Below are 16666 nucleotides of genomic sequence, written 5' to 3'. Positions count from 1 at the left end.
TCGCATGGGACACGGAGCGTACTGAAACGTAATCACTCCGTACAATCGCCGGCGGCGGCCGGTCGCGCGCCGGGGGTAATCGGGTACGGAGCCCCACCCGTGTCGCGATAGGCTCGGTGCACGACTTTCTCGATGTTCTCGAAGTTCAGGCACGTTTCAGGGAGCGGGTGCGCGCAGTGTCCGGTGGTGAGGTGGCCGGGATCCTGGTGGCCGTGTTCTGGGCGATCCTGGTCTCCTTCCTCGCCGTCGCGCTGGCGAGGCTGGCCCAGACGCTCAGGGCGACCACCAAGCTCGTGGCGGACGTGACCGACCAGGCGGTCCCGCTGCTGTCCGACGCCTCCCAGGCGGTGCGTTCGGCGCAGACCCAGATCGACCGCGTCGACGCGATCGCCTCCGACGTCCAGGAGGTCACCTCGAACGCGTCCGCGCTGTCGACCACCGTGGCCTCCACCTTCGGCGGCCCGCTGGTCAAGGTCGCCGCCTTCGGCTACGGCGTGCGCCGGGCCCTGGGCGGCCGCAAGGAGGACGTGCCCGCCAAGGCGTCGAGGCGTACGGTGATCGTGGGCCGCACCGTCCCGGCCGCGCGGCGGGGGAAGCGGAACAACCGGGAGAAGTAAGGACTAGCGATGTTCCGCCGTACGTTCTGGTTCAGCACAGGTGTCGCCGCCGGTGTGTGGGCCACCGCCAAGGTCAACCGCAAGCTGCGGCAGCTGACCCCCGAGAGCGTCGCCGCCACCGCGGCGAACAAGGCTCTGGAGACCGGCCACCGGATCAAGGACCGCGCGGTGGGCTTCGCCCTCGACGTCCGCGACAACATGGCCCGGCGCGAGGCCGAACTCGGCGAGGCGCTCGGCCTCGACGCCCCCGTCGACCGTGAACTGCCCCCGTCCCGGCGGCTCGCCGCCATCGAGAACCACCACAGCCCGAAGTACGTCGAGGGATCGACGTACCCGACGTACTCGTACAACCGGAATGAGGACCACTGATGGAGTCGGCTGAGATCCGCCGCCGCTGGCTGAGCTTCTTCGAGGAGCGCGGGCACACCGTCGTCCCTTCGGCGTCGCTCATCGCGGACGACCCGACTCTGCTCCTCGTCCCGGCCGGCATGGTGCCCTTCAAGCCCTACTTCCTGGGCGAGGTCAAGCCGCCGTTCCAGCGCGCCACCAGTGTGCAGAAGTGCGTGCGCACGCCGGACATCGAAGAGGTCGGCAAGACCACCCGGCACGGCACGTTCTTCCAGATGTGCGGCAACTTCTCCTTCGGCGACTACTTCAAGGAAGGCGCCATCAAGTACGCCTGGGAGCTGCTCACCAGCCCCCAGGACAAGGGCGGTTACGGCCTCGACCCCGAGCGCCTGTGGATCACCGTCTACAAGGACGACGACGAGGCCGAGCGCATCTGGCACGAGGTCGTCGGCGTGCCCCGCGAGCGCATCCAGCGCCTGGGCATGAAGGACAACTACTGGTCCATGGGCGTCCCCGGCCCCTGCGGCCCCTGTTCCGAGATCAACTACGACCGCGGCCCCGAGTTCGGCGCCGAGGGCGGCCCCGCCGTCAACGACGAGCGGTACGTGGAGATCTGGAACCTCGTCTTCATGCAGTACGAGCGGGGCGAGGGCATCGGCAAGGACAACTTCGAGATCCTCGGGGACCTGCCGAGCCAGAACATCGACACGGGCCTCGGCCTGGAGCGGCTCGCCATGATTTTGCAGGGCGTGCAGAACATGTACGAGATCGACACCTCCATGGCCGTCATCAGGAAGGCCACCGAGCTGACCGGTGTGGCCTACGGCGACGCCCACGCCTCGGACGTCTCGCTGCGGGTGGTCACCGACCACATGCGCACCTCCGTGATGCTCATCGGCGACGGCGTCACCCCGGGCAACGAGGGCCGCGGCTACGTGCTGCGCCGCATCATGCGCCGCGCCATCCGCAACATGCGCCTGCTCGGTGCCACCGGCCCGGTCGTCAAGGACCTCGTCGACGTCGTCATCGGCATGATGGGCCAGCAGTACCCGGAGCTGGTCACCGACCGCGAGCGCATCGAGAAGGTCGCCCTCGCCGAGGAGAACGCCTTCCTGAAGACGCTCAAGGCCGGCACCAACATCCTGGACACCGCCGTCACCGAGACCAAGCGGTCCGGCGGCGCGGTCCTCTCCGGCGACAAGGCGTTCCTGCTCCACGACACCTGGGGCTTCCCGATCGACCTCACCCTGGAGATGGCCGCCGAGCAGGGCCTCTCGGTGGACGAGGACGGCTTCCGGCGCCTGATGAAGGAGCAGCGGGAGCGGGCCAAGGCCGACGCCCAGGCCAAGAAGACCGGCCACGCCGACATGGGCGCCTACCGCGAGATCGCGGACAGTGCCGGCGAGACCGACTTCATCGGCTACAGCGCCACCCAGAGCGAGTCCACGGTCGTCGGCATCCTCGTCGACGGTGTCTCCTCCCCGGCCGCCACCGAGGGCGACGAGGTCGAGGTCGTCCTGGACCGCACCCCGTTCTACGCCGAGGGCGGCGGCCAGATCGGCGACACCGGCCGCATCAAGGTGGACACCGGTGCCGTCATCGAGGTCCGCGACTGCCAGAAGCCCGTCCCGGGTGTCTACGTCCACAAGGGCGTCGTCCAGGTCGGTGAGGTCACGCTCGGCGCCAAGGCCCAGGCCACCATCGACGTGCGCCGCCGCAAGGCCATCGCCCGCGCCCACTCGGCCACCCACCTGACCCACCAGGCGCTGCGCGACGCGCTCGGCCCGACCGCCGCCCAGGCCGGTTCGGAGAACCAGCCCGGCCGCTTCCGCTTCGACTTCGGTTCCCCCTCCGCCGTGCCGACGGCCGTGATGACCGACGTCGAGCAGAAGATCAACGAGGTGCTCGCCCGCGACCTGGACGTGCACGCCGAGGTCATGGGCATCGACGACGCCAAGAAGCAGGGCGCCATCGCCGAGTTCGGCGAGAAGTACGGCGAGCGGGTCCGGGTCGTCACCATCGGCGACTTCTCCAAGGAGCTGTGCGGCGGCACGCATGTGCACAACACCGCCCAGCTCGGCCTGGTGAAGCTGCTCGGCGAGTCCTCCATCGGCTCGGGCGTGCGCCGTATCGAGGCGCTGGTCGGCGTGGACGCCTACCACTTCCTGGCCCGTGAGCACACGGTCGTCGCCCAGCTCCAGGAGCTGGTCAAGGGCCGTCCCGAGGAGCTTCCGGAGAAGGTCTCCGCCATGCTCGGCAAGCTGAAGGACGCCGAGAAGGAGATCGAGAGGTTCCGCGCGGAGAAGGTCCTCCAGGCCGCCGCCGGTCTGGCCGAGTCCGCCAAGGACGTGCGCGGGGTGGCCGTGGTCACCGGCCGGGTGCCGGACGGCACGACCCCGGACGACCTGCGCAAGCTGGTCCTCGACGTGCGCGGGCGCATCCAGGGCGGCCGGGCCGCGGTGGTCGCCCTGTTCACCGTGAACAGCGGCAAGCCGCTCACGGTCATCGCCACCAACGAGGCCGCGCGCGAGCGCGGTCTGAAGGCCGGTGACCTGGTGCGCACCGCCGCCAAGACGCTCGGCGGCGGCGGTGGCGGCAAGCCGGACGTCGCCCAGGGCGGCGGCCAGAACCCGGCCGCGGTCGGCGACGCCGTGGCCGCGGTGGAGCGGCTCGTGGCGGAAACGGCCAAGTGAGCGCAGCGATGAGGAGAGGCCGCCGGCTCGCCGTCGACGTCGGGGACGCCCGGATCGGGGTCGCGTCCTGCGACCCCGACGGGATCCTCGCCACACCGGTGGAGACGGTCCCCGGCCGGGACGTCCCGGCCGCCCACCGCCGGCTGCGCTCGCTCGTCGAGGAGTACGAACCCATCGAGGTCGTCGTCGGTCTGCCCCGCTCCCTCAAGGGGGGCGAGGGCCCGGCGGCCGTCAAGGTCCGCGCCTTCGCGGGGGAGTTGGCCAAGGGCATCGCCCCGGTGCCGGTCCGCCTGGTGGACGAGCGGATGACCACGGTGACGGCGAGCCAGGGACTGCGGGCGTCCGGAGTGAAGTCCAAGAAGGGACGCTCCGTGATCGACCAGGCCGCCGCGGTCGTCATTCTCCAGCAGGCCCTGGAATCCGAACGGGTGTCAGGCAGAGCACCCGGCGAGGGCGTCGAAGTGGTCATCTGATCGCGGTACGGTAACGTTCCGCGCGATGCGGCGGTCCTCGAACGGCCTCCGCACGGCAAGAGGCGGAACAGAAGCGGGCGTCACGCATCGTGACCACCGCCTCGCGGCGCTAGGGGATCGATGACTGAGTATGGCCGGGGCCCGCACCCCGAACCGTGGCATCCGGAGGACCCGTTGTACGGGGACGGCGGATGGGGAGGTCAGCAGGTCCCCGCGGACCCGCAGTCCCCCTACGGCGGCCTGCCCCAGCACCACCCCCAGGCGCCGCACCAGCACCACGACCCGCAGGCGCAGCAGCACCACGGCGGCTGGGCCCAGGCGCCGCAGCCCGGCTACGACGGGCAGTACCCGCAGTACGGGCACCAGCCCACCGGACAGTCCCCGCACTACGACCCGCACCACGATCCGCAGGGCGGCCGGCCGCACTACGACCCGCACGCCCCGCAGGCCGGCCAGTCCCCGGGCCAGTACCAGCAGGGCGGCTGGGACGGCACCGGAGCGCACGCCCAGCAGCCGTACGGCAACGACCCCGTCGACCCGTACGGCGGACAGTCCCTGGCCTACGGCCAGGAACAGCATGATCTCTACGGCACTCCCGAGGCCTACCCGCCCCCGGAGCCGCCGAACCGCAGAAGTCCCGAACCGGAGCCGCGGACCGACTGGGACCCCGGGCCCGAGCCGGCCCAGGAGGAGGACCACGCCTTCTTCGCGGGCGGTGGCGGGGACGACGCGGACACCGACGACGATCCGGACGCCGACGCACCCGGGCGCGGCCGGGGCCGCGGTGAGCGCACCGGACGCGGCGGCAAGGGCCGGTCGGGCAAGGCCGGCCGGAAAAGACGCAACGGCTGTGCCTGCCTGGTCGTCGTCGCGGTCTTCGGCGGCGGCATCGCCGGCGTCGGCTACTACGGCTACCAGTTCTACCAAAATCGTTTCGGCGCGGCGCCCGACTTCGCGGGCAGCGGCAACGGCGAGCAGGTCACGGTCGTCATCCCCAAGGGCGCCGGCGGATATGTGATCGGCCAGGAGCTGAAGAAGGCCGGTGTCGTCCAGAGCGTCGACGCCTTCGTCTCCGCCCAGGCCGCCAACCCCGACGGCAAGCAGATCCAGGACGGTGTCTACACCCTCCAGAAGCACATGTCCGCCGCGAGCGCCGTGCAGCTGATGCTCAGCCCCAAGAGCCGCAGCAACCTGATCATCGCCGAGGGCTCGCGCAACACGGCGGTCTACTCGCTGATCGACAAACGCCTGGGGGTGCCCGACGGCACCACGGCGAGCACGGCGAAGAAGGACTACAAGAAGCTCGGGCTGCCCGAATGGGCACTGAACCACGCCGACCTCAAGGACCCGCTCGAAGGGTTCCTCTTCCCCTCCAGCTACGCCGTCGCCAAGGGCCAGCAGCCCGAGGACGTGCTGAAGGACATGGTGGCGCGGGCCAACGAGCGCTACACCGCGCTGGGCCTGGCCAAGAAGGCCCAGGGCCTCGGGCTCGACGGCCCCTGGCAGCTGCTCACCGTGGCGAGCCTCGTGCAGGCCGAGGGCACCAGCCACGACGACTTCCGCAAGATGGCCGAGGTCGCCTACAACCGCCTCAAGCCCGGCAACACGCAGACCAACGGCAAGCTGGAGTTCGACTCCACGTACAACTACGTGAAGAACCAGAGCAAGCTCGACCTGTCCATCGCCGAACTGCGCAAGTACAACAACCCGTACAACACGTACTACGTCACCGGCCTGCCCCCCGGGCCCATCGACAACCCCGGCGAGGAGGCGCTGAAGGGCGCCCTCGACCCGACGGACGACGGCTGGTACTACTTCATCTCGATGGACGGCAGGACCAGCAAGTTCACCAAGACACTCGCCGAGCACGAGAAGCTGGTCGACGAGTGGAACCTCTCCAAGAAGAGCCAGTGATCTCCAAGAAGAGCCAGTGATGACGTCATCCCGCCGGGCCGCCGTACTCGGTTCGCCCATCGCCCATTCCCTCTCCCCGGTGCTGCACCGCGCGGCCTACGCCGAGCTGGGGCTCACCGACTGGTCCTACGACCGGTTCGAGACCGACGAGGCGGCCCTGCCGGGCTTCCTCGAAGGACTCGGGCCCGAGTGGGCGGGGCTGTCGCTCACCATGCCGCTGAAACGTGCCGTCATCCCGCTGCTCGACGAGATCAGCGACACGGCGGCCTCCGTCGAGGCGGTCAACACCGTCGTCCTGACCGAGGCCGGCCGCCGCACCGGCGACAACACCGACATCCCGGGCATGGTGGCCGCGCTGCGCGAGCACGGCATCGAACAGGTCGACTCGGCGGCGGTGCTCGGCGCCGGGGCCACCGCCTCCTCCGCGCTGGCCGCCCTGGCACGCGTCTGCACCGGCGAGGTCGTCGCCTACGTCCGCAGCGGCGCCCGCGCCGCCGAGATGCGCGGCTGGGGCGAGCGGCTGGGCGTCGAGGTCCGCACCGAGGACTGGTCGCGGGCCGGACAGGCGCTGACCGCCCCGCTCGTGATCGCCACCACCCCGGCCGGTACCACCGACGCCCTCGCGGCGGCCGTACCCGAACGGCCCGCCGCCCTCTTCGACGTGCTCTACGACCCCTGGCCCACCCCGCTGGCCGCCCGCTGGTCCATGGCGGGCGGCGCCGTCGTCAGCGGCCTCGACCTCCTCGTCCACCAGGCGGTCCTCCAGGTCGAGCAGATGACCGGCCGGGCCCCGGCCCCGCTGGAGGCCATGCGCCGGGCCGGTGAGAAGGCCCTGGCGGACCGCTGACCCTCGGATCACCCGCCCGCCCCGCCCGCTGACACGGCCGCTGACGCGAGCGCTGACAGCCGGATCCTCCCAGCCCGTCCGCCGGGCGGGACGGGGCTCCGGGGCCGGGCGGCGCGTCCCGGCTCCGGGGCGCCCCGGGGGTGCTCCGGGGCGGTCGCGGCGGGTGGGAGGCCCGGCCGCGGCGTACCGCGGCCGGACGCGCGGTGCTCCGGTACGGGCCCGGCGCGCGGCCCGCGCGCTGCCCGCCGGCCGTCCGGCTGGTGGACCGGCGGCGGGCTCGGGCTCCCGGACGTGGGAGGATCGGGGACGGCGGGCCAGGGCCGCGCACCCGGTCGCGCCGTCGCAGTTCGAGGCGCGAGCATGAGGAGCATCGTTGAGCAGGTTGCGTTGGCTGACCGCGGGGGAGTCCCACGGACCCGCACTTGTCGCGACGCTGGAGGGCCTTCCCGCCGGCGTGCCCATCACCACGGACATGGTGGCGGACCACCTCGCGCGGCGCCGTCTGGGCTACGGGCGCGGCGCACGGATGAAGTTCGAGCGGGACGAGGTCACCTTCCTCGGCGGGGTCCGGCACGGACTCACCCTCGGCTCCCCGGTGGCCGTCATGGTCGGCAACACCGAGTGGCCCAAGTGGGACAAGGTCATGGCGGCCGACCCGGTGGACCCGGACGAGCTGGCCGAGCTGGCGCGCAACGCGCCGCTGACCCGGCCCCGCCCCGGCCACGCCGACCTGGCCGGTATGCAGAAGTACGGCTTCGACGAGGCCCGGCCGATCCTGGAGCGGGCCTCCGCCCGGGAGACCGCCGCGCGCGTCGCGCTGGGCACGGTCGCGCGGTCGTACCTGAAGGAGACGGCCGGCATCGAGATCGTCTCGCACGTCGTGGAGCTGGCCGCCGCCAAGGCGCCGTACGGGGTGTACCCGACCCCGGCGGACGTGGAGCGGCTGGACGCCGACCCGGTGCGCTGCCTGGACCCGGACGCCTCCGAGGCGATGGTCGCCGAGATCGACCAGGCCCACAAGGACGGCGACACCCTCGGCGGTGTGGTCGAGGTCCTCGCCTACGGCGTTCCCGTGGGCCTCGGCTCGCATGTGCACTGGGACCGCCGCCTCGACGCCCGGCTCGCCGCCGCCCTCATGGGCATCCAGGCGATCAAGGGCGTGGAGCTGGGCGACGGCTTCGACCTGGCGCGGGTGCCCGGCTCGAAGGCGCACGACGAGATCGTGACCACCGACGAGGGCATCCGGCGGGCCACCGGCCGCTCCGGCGGCACCGAGGGCGGCCTCACCACCGGTGAGCTGCTGCGGGTGCGCGCCGCGATGAAGCCGATCGCGACCGTGCCGCGCGCCCTCCAGACCGTCGACGTGGCCACCGGCGAACCGGCGCAGGCCCACCACCAGCGCTCCGACGTGTGCGCGGTCCCGGCGGCCGGGATCGTGGCCGAGGCCATGGTGGCCCTGGTGCTGGCCGACGCGGTCGCCGAGAAGTTCGGCGGCGACAGCGTGCCCGAGACCCGCCGCAACGTCCGCTCCTACCTCGACAACCTGGCGATCCGATGAGCGGGGCCCCGGCCGTGGTCCTGGTCGGGCCGATGGGCGTGGGCAAGTCCACCGTCGGCCGGCTGCTGGCCGACCGCCTCGGCCTCGCCTACCGGGACACCGACGACGACATCGTGGCCGAGCAGGGCCGCGCCATCTCGGAGATCTTCGTCGACGAGGGCGAGGACGCCTTCCGCGCGCTGGAGAAGGAGGCGGTGCGCCGGGCGGTCGCCGAGCACGGGGGCGTCCTCGCGCTGGGCGGCGGCGCCGTCCTGGACGCGGACACCCGCGCGCTGCTGGCCCCGCTGCCCGTCGTCTGTCTGTCGATGGACGTCGAGGAGGCGGTGCGCCGCACCGGCCTGAACGTCGCCCGCCCGCTGCTCGCCGTCAACCCGCGCAAGCAGTGGCGCGAGCTGATGGAGGCCCGCCGCCACCTGTACGAGGAGGTCGCCACGGCGGTGGTCGCCACCGACGGCCGCACTCCCGAGGAGGTCACCGGGGCCGTCCTGGACGCGGTGGGGCTGAAGGACGCGGCGGCGCCGAAGACCGTATCCCCCGGGGCGGGCGCTCCGGACCCCGGGCAGGAGAACGCGATGACGCAGCAGGTGACCAGGATCCGGATCGGCGGCACCGACGGCACCGATCCCTATGACGTGCTGGTGGGCCGTCAGCTCCTGGGCGAGCTGGCCGGGCTGATCGGCGAGCAGGCGCAGCGGGTCGCCGTCATCCATCCCGAGGCGCTCGCCGAGACCGGCGACGCGCTCCGCGCCGACCTGGCCGGGCAGGGCTACGAGGCCGTCGCCATCCAGGTGCCGAACGCGGAGGAGGCCAAGACCGCCGAGGTCGCCGCCTACTGCTGGAAGGCGCTCGGCCAGTCCGGGTTCACCCGCTCCGACGTGATCGTCGGCGTGGGCGGCGGCGCCACCACCGACCTGGCCGGGTTCGTCGCCGCGACCTGGCTGCGCGGGGTGCGCTGGGTCGCCGTCCCGACCACCGTGCTCGCCATGGTGGACGCGGCCGTCGGCGGCAAGACCGGCATCAACACCGCCGAGGGCAAGAACCTCGTGGGCGCCTTCCACCCGCCCGCGGGCGTGCTGTGCGACCTGGCCGCGCTGGACTCCCTCCCGGTCAACGACTACGTCTCCGGGCTCGCGGAGGTCATCAAGGCGGGCTTCATCGCCGACCCGGTCATCCTCGACCTGATCGAGTCCGACCCGCAGGCCGCGCGCACCCCGGCGGGTCCGCACACCGCCGAGCTGATCGAGCGCTCCATCCGGGTCAAGGCCGAGGTGGTCTCCGCGGACCTCAAGGAGTCCGGCCTGCGGGAGATCCTCAACTACGGCCACACGCTCGGCCACGCCATCGAGAAGAACGAGCGGTACAAGTGGCGGCACGGCGCCGCCGTCGCCGTCGGCATGCACTTCGCCGCCGAACTGGGCCGTCTGGCGGGCCGGTTGGACGACGCGACCGCCGACCGGCACCGCACCGTCCTGGAGTCGGTCGGGCTGCCCCTGCACTACCGCCACGACCAGTGGCCCAAGCTGCTGGAGACCATGAAGGTCGACAAGAAGTCCCGCGGCAACCTGCTGCGGTTCATCGTGCTCGACGGCCTGGCCAGGCCCACCGTGCTGGAGGGTCCCGACCCGGCCGTGCTGCTCGCCGCGTACGGCGAGGTGGGGGAGTAGCTCCCCCGAAGGGCGATCCGTCCGATCCGCCGTGCGGCGGCGGGCACTTCGGGCCGTCCCCGGCCGTTCACCACAGGGCGGCCGGGGACGGTACCGTTCGGTAAGGAGCGGGCACGGGCCCGCTGCCAGCGCCCATGGCCTTGTACGAGACGGAGTGGCACCGGATGCAGCACGCAGTGGGTTCTCCGCTGCCGCCGCCCCACCAGCCGGGGCACGGACCGGCCGCAGGCCGGCCACCGGCCGCACAGCACCCCGGGCCGCACCCGGGCGCCCACCCGGCCCCGGGCCCGGTGCCTCTGCCGCCCCCGGCCCCGGGCCACCCGTCCGCACCCGCGGTCGGTCACCCGGCCGGACCTCCGGCCGGACCCGCGGCGGGGCACGTTCCGCTGCCGCCGGCGCAGGTCTCCCCGGCCCCGGCGCCGCCTCCCGCGCCGGACGCCACCGGCCATGTCCGGCTGCCGCCCGGCGCTCCGGTCGCCATGCCCGCGCCGCCGCCCGCCCAGGCCGTGCCCGACCCGACCGTCACCACGCTCGCGGTGCTCCTCATCGGCCCCGCGGGCGCCGGCAAGACGAGCGTCGCGCGCCACTGGGCCGAGCACCGCCGGGTGCCCACCGCGCACATCAGCCTCGACGACGTCCGCGAGTGGGTCCGCTCGGGTTTCGCCAACCCGCAGTCCGGATGGAACGACAACTCCGAGGCGCAGTACCGCCTGGCCCGCCGCACCTGCGGCTTCGCCGCGCGCAACTTCCTCGCCAACGGCATCTCCTGCATCCTCGACGACGCCGTCTTCCCGGACCGCCCGGTCGTCGGGCTCGGCGGCTGGAAGCGGCATGTGGGGCCCGGACTGCTCCCCGTGGTGCTCCTGCCCGGACTCGACATCGTCCTGGAGCGCAACGCCGAGCGCAGCGGCAACCGCCGCCTCACCGACGAGGAGGTGGCCCGCATCCACGGCCGCATGGCCGGCTGGTACGGCTCCGGGCTGCCCATCATCGACAACTCCCAGCTCGACATACCGACCACGGCCCACGTCCTGGACGAGGTCCTCACCCGAGCCATCGCGAGCCCGCCGAACTGGTAGCCCGGCGGCACGGGAGCGGGCGGGGCGGACCGCCGGGGAGCCGGGGCCCGGATGCCCGGCGACCGGCGGGTCACCGGCGCTCGACACACCACCGCACGGCCGGTTCCCCGAGGCCGACCGGCGTGCGTCGTGCCTTCGCACCTTCCGCCCTGCCGGTGCGCCGGGCGGCCCCGCCACACCGCTGCGGCTCCTGGGGGACGACAGCCGCGGGCCGTCCCAGCGGCAACCGGAGCATCCGGAGTATGCCGTGCGCCCGAGGGCTCCGCCCCGGCACCCCACCGGCGGCACCCGCCGCGCCGCGTGCCCCGCGGCTGTCGTCCCCGTCACCGCCGCGTACCGGCAGCGCCGTTCCACCGGGGCGGGCGAGCGCCTGCGGGGGAGACACGCAGAGCCGCGTGTCCGGCGGCCTCCGGCGGGGTGGGGGCAACGCACGACGGCCTTGCCCCCACCGCGCCGGGCCCCAGCCGGGGCGGCCGGTGCGCGCCCGCCGCACCACCACCCGCCCCCACCCGCACCACCACCCGTACCCACCGCGCACGCGGCCCCGCTCACCGCCCACTCGGCCTCTCCCGAGCGGCACGGTGCGGGCGGAACTCTTACGCTCGGTTCATGTCAGAGGTGTACGCGGCCCGCCGGACCCGGCTACGGGAGCGCTGCAACGCGGGCGGCAGCGCGGCGGCGCTGGTGACTCGTCCCGCCAATGTGCGGTACCTCGCGGGCGCGGCCCCGCACGGTGCCGTCCTGCTCCTCGGAAAGCGCGAGGACCTGCTGGTGAGCCAGAGCCCGCCGGAGGACCGGCCCGGCGAGGGGCGCCCCGACGAGACGCTGCGCACGCAGGTGCTGCCGCAGCCCGGCGGCGACCCGGCCGTCGCCGCCGCCGACCTCGCGGGCTCCCAGGGCGCCGACTCCCTCGCGATCGAGGAGCACCACGTCACCGTCGCCCGGCACCGGGCGCTGGCCTCGGTCGCCCCGGGGCTGCGCATCACCGACCTGGGCAGCGCGGTGGAACAGCTCAGGGTCGTCAAGGACGAGGAGGAGATCTCCTGTCTGCGGATCGGCGCCGAGATCGCCGACCAGGCCCTGGGCGAGCTGCTGGAGTCGATCCTCGTCGGCCGCACCGAACGCCATCTGGCCCTGGAGCTGGAGCGCAGACTCGTCGACCACGGCGCCGACGGCCCGGCCTTCCCCACCTCGGTCGCCACCGGCCCCCACTCGGGCCGCCGCGGCCACCGGCCCACCGACCGCAGGGTGGAGGAGGGCGACTTCCTCTCGGTGTGCCTGGGCGCGGCCTACCGCGGCTACCGCTGCGAGATCGGCCGCACCTTCGTGATCGGCACCTCCCCGGCGGACTGGCAGATCCAGCTCTACGACCTCGTCTTCGCAGCCCAGCGGGCCGGGCGGGAGGCGCTGACCCCCGGGGCGGCCTGCCGCGACGTGGACCGCGCGGCCCGGCAGGTGCTGGACTCGGCCGGGTACACCGAGGGGTTGCAGTCCCTCACCGGACACGGTGTCGGACTCGAAATCGACGAGGACCCTCAGTTGGCGCCCGCGGCCATGGGTAAACTGGACGCTTGCGTGCCGGTCACCGTCGAACCGGGGGTCCACCTCCCGGGCCGGGGCGGTGTCCGGATCGATGACACGCTCGTCGTGCGCCCCGAGGCGGACGGCGGACCCGAGCTACTCACCATCACGACCAAGGAGCTGCTCGCGCTGTAGGAGTGCGCGCGCCGGGGTCGTACGTCAGTCCAGGAGATTCCGCAACCGTGGCTTCCACGAACGACCTCAAGAACGGCCTGGTGCTCAAGCTCGAAGGCGGCCAGCTCTGGTCCGTCGTCGAGTTCCAGCACGTCAAGCCCGGCAAGGGCCCGGCCTTCGTGCGCACCAAGCTCAAGAACGTGCTCTCCGGCAAGGTCGTCGACAAGACCTTCAACGCCGGCGTCAAGGTCGAGACGGCCACCGTCGACAAGCGCGACATGCAGTTCTCGTACATGGACGGCGAGTACTTCGTCTTCATGGACATGGAGACCTACGACCAGCTGATGGTCGACCGCAAGGCCGTCGGCGACGCCGCCAACTTCCTGATCGAGGGCTTCAGCGCCACCGTCGCCCAGCACGAGGGCGAGGTGCTCTTCGTCGAGCTGCCGGCCGCCGTCGAGCTGGTCGTGCAGGAGACCGAGCCGGGTGTCCAGGGCGACCGCTCCACCGGCGGCACCAAGCCCGCCACGCTGGAGACCGGCCACCAGATCCAGGTCCCGCTCTTCATCACCACCGGTGAGAAGATCAAGGTCGACACCCGTACGAGCGACTACCTCGGCCGGGTGAACAGCTAACCGTGGCTGCCCGCAACACGGCCCGCAAGCGCGCCTTCCAGATCCTCTTCGAGGGCGACCAGCGAGATGTCGACGTCCTCACCGTCCTCGCGGACTGGATCCGGCTCTCCCGGTCCGACACCCGGCAGCCGCCGGTCAGCGAGTACACGATGCAGCTGGTCGAGGGCTACGCCGGGCACGCGCGGCGGATCGACGAGCTGATCGCGCAGTACGCGGTCGGCTGGACGCTGGACCGCATGCCGGTCGTCGACCGCAACATCCTGCGGCTCGGCGCCTACGAGCTGATCTGGGCCGACGAGACGCCGGACGCCGTCGTGCTGGACGAGATGGTGCAGCTGGCCAAGGAGTTCTCCACGGACGACTCGCCGTCGTTCGTCAACGGGCTGCTCGGCCGGCTGAAGGACCTCAAGCCCTCGCTGCGCCGCGCGAGCGACGAGGCGTAGGCGAGCAGAGCGCACACACGCCCGAGGGCCCGCAGCGCGACCGCTGCGGGCCCTCGGGCATGTCCGGGTGTCCCCGGGCGCCATGGGCACCTCCGGGCCCGCAGAAAGCCGCCGGGGTGGCCGGAACCGTCAAGTTCCGGCCACCCCGGCGGCACGTTTCTGCTGGTACTGCTGGGACTACGGGGTCTGTGGGGGTCTGGCGTCGCTACCGGGGCCGCTGTGGCGCCTGGTGCCGCTCAGGCCTCCTCGTGGGACGCCACCGCGCGGCGCGCGTCCGCGTCCAGCACGCCCCAGCTGATCAGCTGCTCGGTGAGGACCGAGGGCGACTGGTCGTAGATCACGGCGAGGGTGCGCAGGTCGTCCTGGCGGATCGAGAGCACCTTGCCGTTGTAGTCGCCGCGCTGCGACTGGATCGTCGCCGCGTAGCGCTGGAGGGGGCCCGCCTTCTCGGCCGGGACCGTGGCAAGCCGCTCCAGGTCGAGGACCAGCTTCGGCGGCGGCTCGGCGGCACCGCCGGGGGTGGTGCCCGGCAGCAGCTCCTGCACCGGCACCCCGTAGAAGTCCGCCAGCTCGGCAAGGCGCTGCACGGTCACGGCACGGTCGCCGCGCTCGTACGAACCGACCACGACCGCTTTCCATCGGCCCTGGCTCTTCTCCTCGACACCGTGGAGGGAAAGGCCCTGCTGGGTGCGGATGGCCCGGAGCTTGGCCCCGAGCTGTTTGGCGTATTCGCTGGACATATGGCTCCCCGGACACTGTGTCGACGCGGCCTGGCTGGACTGCCACGCCGGGCGGCTGGTAACTCACTGTGAGGTTACGCAGCGTTACTCTGTCGCGTCAAGCCGAATGGTCCACACCGCCGCTTCCGTGCTATCGGCGGCGCATTGAGCCGACCGGGTGAAGCGGGAGCGGGAGGGGGCGGTCGGAGCGGCGCACGGCACCTGCTACCGTGGATGGCGCAATTCCGACGTCCTTTAAGGTCCGTCCCGTGAGGCGGAGAAGGAGGTCCGTTTCGTATGGACAAGCAGGACACCCACGCAGGTCCGCAGGCGACCGATGCCCGCCCCGTGCTCGAGGGCCCCGACATCGCGCGTGTACTGACCCGTATCGCCCACGAGATCGTCGAACGCGCCAAGGGCGCCGACGACGTGGTGCTGCTCGGCATCCCGACCCGCGGCGTCTTCCTCGCCCAGCGGCTCGCGGCCAAGCTCGCCGAGATCACCGAGCGCACCGTCCCGGTCGGCTCCCTCGACATCACCATGTACCGCGACGACCTGCGCATGCACCCGCCGCGTGCGCTGGCCCGCACCGAGATCCCCGGTGACGGCATCGACGGCCGCCTCGTCGTCCTCGTCGACGACGTGCTCTTCTCCGGCCGCACCATCCGCGCCGCCCTCGACGCGCTGAACGACATCGGGCGTCCGCGCGCGGTGCAGCTCGCCGTCCTCGTCGACCGCGGCCACCGCGAACTGCCCATCCGCGCCGACTACGTCGGCAAGAACCTCCCCACGTCGCTGCGGGAGACGGTCAAGGTCCAGCTCGCCGAGGAGGACGGCCGCGACACCGTGCTGCTCGGTGCCAGGCCGGACGCCCCGGGCGAGCAGCAGCCGTAGCCCACGCGCGCGTACGCATACCGCCGTACGCCCCGCGCGTGTGCCCACGCGCGCCTCTGTGCCCGAATTCTCCCGAATGAACTGCCTTACGGAGCCTGACAGATGCAGCGTCATCTCATCTCGGCCGCCGACCTCACCCGCGACGACGCCGTCCTGATCCTCGACACCGCCGAGGAGATGGCCCGGGTCGCCGACCGGCCGATCAAGAAGCTGCCGACCCTGCGCGGCCGCACCGTCGTCAATCTCTTCTTCGAGGACTCCACCCGCACCCGGATCTCCTTCGAGGCCGCCGAGAAGCGGCTCTCCGCGGACGTCATCAACTTCACCGCCAAGGGCTCCAGCGTCTCCAAGGGCGAGTCCCTGAAGGACACCGCCCAGACGCTGGAGGCCATGGGCGTGGACGCCGTGGTCATCCGGCACAGCGCCTCCGGCGCCCCCTACCGCCTGGCCACCTCCGGCTGGATCGACGCCGCCGTGATCAACGCGGGCGACGGCACCCACCAGCACCCCACCCAGGCCCTGCTGGACGCCTTCACCATGCGCCGCCGTCTGACCGGCCGGGACACGGGCCTCGGCCAGGACCTGTCCGGCAAGCGCATCACCCTGGTCGGCGACGTCCTGCACAGCCGGGTCGCCCGCTCCAACGTCGACCTGCTGCACACCCTCGGCGCCGAGGTCACCCTCGTCGCCCCGCCCACCCTGCTGCCGGTCGGCGTGACCTCCTGGCCCTGCGAGGTCTCCTACGACCTCGACGCCGTCCTCCCGAAGTCGGACGCCGTGATGATGCTGCGCGTCCAGCGCGAGCGCATGAACGCCGCCTTCTTCCCGACCGAGCGCGAGTACTCCCGGCGCTACGGACTGGACGGCGACCGGATGGCGAAGATGCCCGAGCACGCGATCGTCATGCACCCCGGCCCGATGGTCCGCGGCATGGAGATCACCGCCGAGGTCGCCGACTCCCCGCGCTGCACGGTCGTCGAGCAGGTCGCCAACGGCGTCTCCATCCGGATGGCCGTGCTGTACCTGCTGCTCGGAGGCAACGAGCCCGCCGTCACCCACACCCGCACCAACGAGGAGAAGTAAGACC

15 protein-coding genes are annotated in these 16666 nt (G+C 72.4%); 14 read left to right on the top strand and 1 reads right to left on the bottom strand.

What is annotated here, in order from left to right:
- Window positions 1-167: 167 nt before the first annotated feature.
- The 12 genes from B086_RS0130410 (at window position 168) to nusB (ending at window position 13966) form a co-directional block, all read left to right on the top strand.
- Window positions 168-617: a DUF948 domain-containing protein gene (locus B086_RS0130410; RefSeq protein ID WP_199790792.1), complete on the top strand. Its 450-nt coding sequence runs from the start codon at window positions 168-170 to the stop codon at window positions 615-617.
- A gap of 9 nt (window positions 618-626) precedes the next feature.
- Entirely contained in the window at window positions 627-986 is a 360-nt protein-coding gene (locus B086_RS0130405) for a hypothetical protein (protein WP_018570212.1), read from the top strand.
- Window positions 986-3658 carry an alanine--tRNA ligase gene (gene alaS, locus B086_RS0130400; protein WP_018570211.1) on the top strand — a complete coding sequence of 891 codons (2673 nt, stop codon included), beginning with the start codon at window positions 986-988 and terminating at the stop codon, window positions 3656-3658. Before B086_RS0130405 ends, alaS begins: the two co-directional genes overlap by 1 nt.
- Window positions 3659-3666: 8 nt before the next feature.
- A complete protein-coding gene (ruvX, locus tag B086_RS0130395) occupies window positions 3667-4131 on the top strand; it encodes a Holliday junction resolvase RuvX (protein ID WP_018570210.1) in 465 nt (154 codons plus the stop codon).
- 120 nt (window positions 4132-4251) lie between these two features.
- Entirely contained in the window at window positions 4252-6045 is a 1794-nt protein-coding gene (gene mltG / locus B086_RS0130390) for an endolytic transglycosylase MltG (protein WP_086024306.1), read from the top strand.
- Between the two features lie 19 nt (window positions 6046-6064).
- Window positions 6065-6892, top strand: coding sequence for a shikimate dehydrogenase (locus B086_RS0130385; RefSeq protein ID WP_018570208.1), 828 nt, complete (start codon window positions 6065-6067; stop codon window positions 6890-6892).
- A 373-nt stretch (window positions 6893-7265) separates the two neighbouring features.
- Window positions 7266-8450 carry a chorismate synthase gene (gene aroC, locus B086_RS0130380; RefSeq protein ID WP_026252928.1) on the top strand — a complete coding sequence of 395 codons (1185 nt, stop codon included), beginning with the start codon at window positions 7266-7268 and terminating at the stop codon, window positions 8448-8450.
- Window positions 8447-10114: a 3-dehydroquinate synthase gene (gene aroB, locus B086_RS0130375; protein ID WP_078531242.1), complete on the top strand. Its 1668-nt coding sequence runs from the start codon at window positions 8447-8449 to the stop codon at window positions 10112-10114. Before aroC ends, aroB begins: the two co-directional genes overlap by 4 nt.
- Window positions 10115-10278: 164 nt before the next feature.
- Window positions 10279-11193, top strand: coding sequence for a Pro-rich N-terminal domain-containing protein (locus B086_RS0130370; RefSeq protein ID WP_026252926.1), 915 nt, complete (start codon window positions 10279-10281; stop codon window positions 11191-11193).
- Between the two features lie 609 nt (window positions 11194-11802).
- Window positions 11803-12909 carry an aminopeptidase P family protein gene (locus B086_RS0130365; RefSeq protein WP_026252925.1) on the top strand — a complete coding sequence of 369 codons (1107 nt, stop codon included), beginning with the start codon at window positions 11803-11805 and terminating at the stop codon, window positions 12907-12909.
- Between the two features lie 47 nt (window positions 12910-12956).
- Entirely contained in the window at window positions 12957-13523 is a 567-nt protein-coding gene (gene efp, locus B086_RS0130360; RefSeq protein ID WP_018570203.1) for an elongation factor P, read from the top strand.
- 2 nt (window positions 13524-13525) lie between these two features.
- Entirely contained in the window at window positions 13526-13966 is a 441-nt protein-coding gene (gene nusB / locus B086_RS0130355) for a transcription antitermination factor NusB (RefSeq protein ID WP_018570202.1), read from the top strand.
- A 236-nt stretch (window positions 13967-14202) separates the two neighbouring features.
- Here nusB and bldD read toward each other — a convergent pair whose 3' ends face one another.
- Entirely contained in the window at window positions 14203-14706 is a 504-nt protein-coding gene (gene bldD, locus B086_RS0130350) for a transcriptional regulator BldD (RefSeq protein ID WP_018570201.1), read from the bottom strand.
- Window positions 14707-14982: 276 nt separating this feature from the next.
- Here bldD and pyrR point away from each other — a divergent pair, with 276 nt between their 5' ends.
- Window positions 14983-15579 carry a bifunctional pyr operon transcriptional regulator/uracil phosphoribosyltransferase PyrR gene (gene pyrR, locus B086_RS0130345; RefSeq protein ID WP_018570200.1) on the top strand — a complete coding sequence of 199 codons (597 nt, stop codon included), beginning with the start codon at window positions 14983-14985 and terminating at the stop codon, window positions 15577-15579.
- Between the two features lie 102 nt (window positions 15580-15681).
- The gene (locus tag B086_RS0130340; protein WP_018570199.1) at window positions 15682-16662 is read left to right on the top strand and encodes an aspartate carbamoyltransferase catalytic subunit; all 981 of its coding nucleotides are present in this window, start codon (window positions 15682-15684) and stop codon (window positions 16660-16662) included.
- The last annotated feature ends 4 nt before the right edge of the window (window positions 16663-16666 follow it).

Source organism: Streptomyces sp. PsTaAH-124, from assembly GCF_000373685.1.
In the GTDB taxonomy this organism is placed as follows: domain Bacteria; phylum Actinomycetota; class Actinomycetes; order Streptomycetales; family Streptomycetaceae; genus Streptomyces; species Streptomyces andamanensis.
Note: the sequence above shows the minus strand (reverse complement) of the source record. Positions and strands in the feature narration are given on the sequence as shown.

What these genes read in the sequence shown, in the direction of transcription:
- mltG (WP_086024306.1), top strand. Translation starts at nt 4,252, where the DNA reads ATGACTGAGTATGGCCGGGGCCCGCACCCCGAACCGTGGCATCCGGAG.
- B086_RS0130405 (WP_018570212.1), top strand. Translation starts at nt 627, where the DNA reads ATGTTCCGCCGTACGTTCTGGTTCAGCACAGGTGTCGCCGCCGGTGTG.
- B086_RS0130340 (WP_018570199.1), top strand. Translation starts at nt 15,682, where the DNA reads ATGCAGCGTCATCTCATCTCGGCCGCCGACCTCACCCGCGACGACGCC.
- B086_RS0130385 (WP_018570208.1), top strand. Translation starts at nt 6,065, where the DNA reads ATGACGTCATCCCGCCGGGCCGCCGTACTCGGTTCGCCCATCGCCCAT.
- bldD (WP_018570201.1), bottom strand. Translation starts at nt 14,706, where the DNA reads ATGTCCAGCGAATACGCCAAACAGCTCGGGGCCAAGCTCCGGGCCATC.
- pyrR (WP_018570200.1), top strand. Translation starts at nt 14,983, where the DNA reads ATGGACAAGCAGGACACCCACGCAGGTCCGCAGGCGACCGATGCCCGC.
- ruvX (WP_018570210.1), top strand. Translation starts at nt 3,667, where the DNA reads ATGAGGAGAGGCCGCCGGCTCGCCGTCGACGTCGGGGACGCCCGGATC.
- aroB (WP_078531242.1), top strand. Translation starts at nt 8,447, where the DNA reads ATGAGCGGGGCCCCGGCCGTGGTCCTGGTCGGGCCGATGGGCGTGGGC.
- alaS (WP_018570211.1), top strand. Translation starts at nt 986, where the DNA reads ATGGAGTCGGCTGAGATCCGCCGCCGCTGGCTGAGCTTCTTCGAGGAG.
- B086_RS0130370 (WP_026252926.1), top strand. Translation starts at nt 10,279, where the DNA reads ATGCAGCACGCAGTGGGTTCTCCGCTGCCGCCGCCCCACCAGCCGGGG.
- B086_RS0130365 (WP_026252925.1), top strand. Translation starts at nt 11,803, where the DNA reads ATGTCAGAGGTGTACGCGGCCCGCCGGACCCGGCTACGGGAGCGCTGC.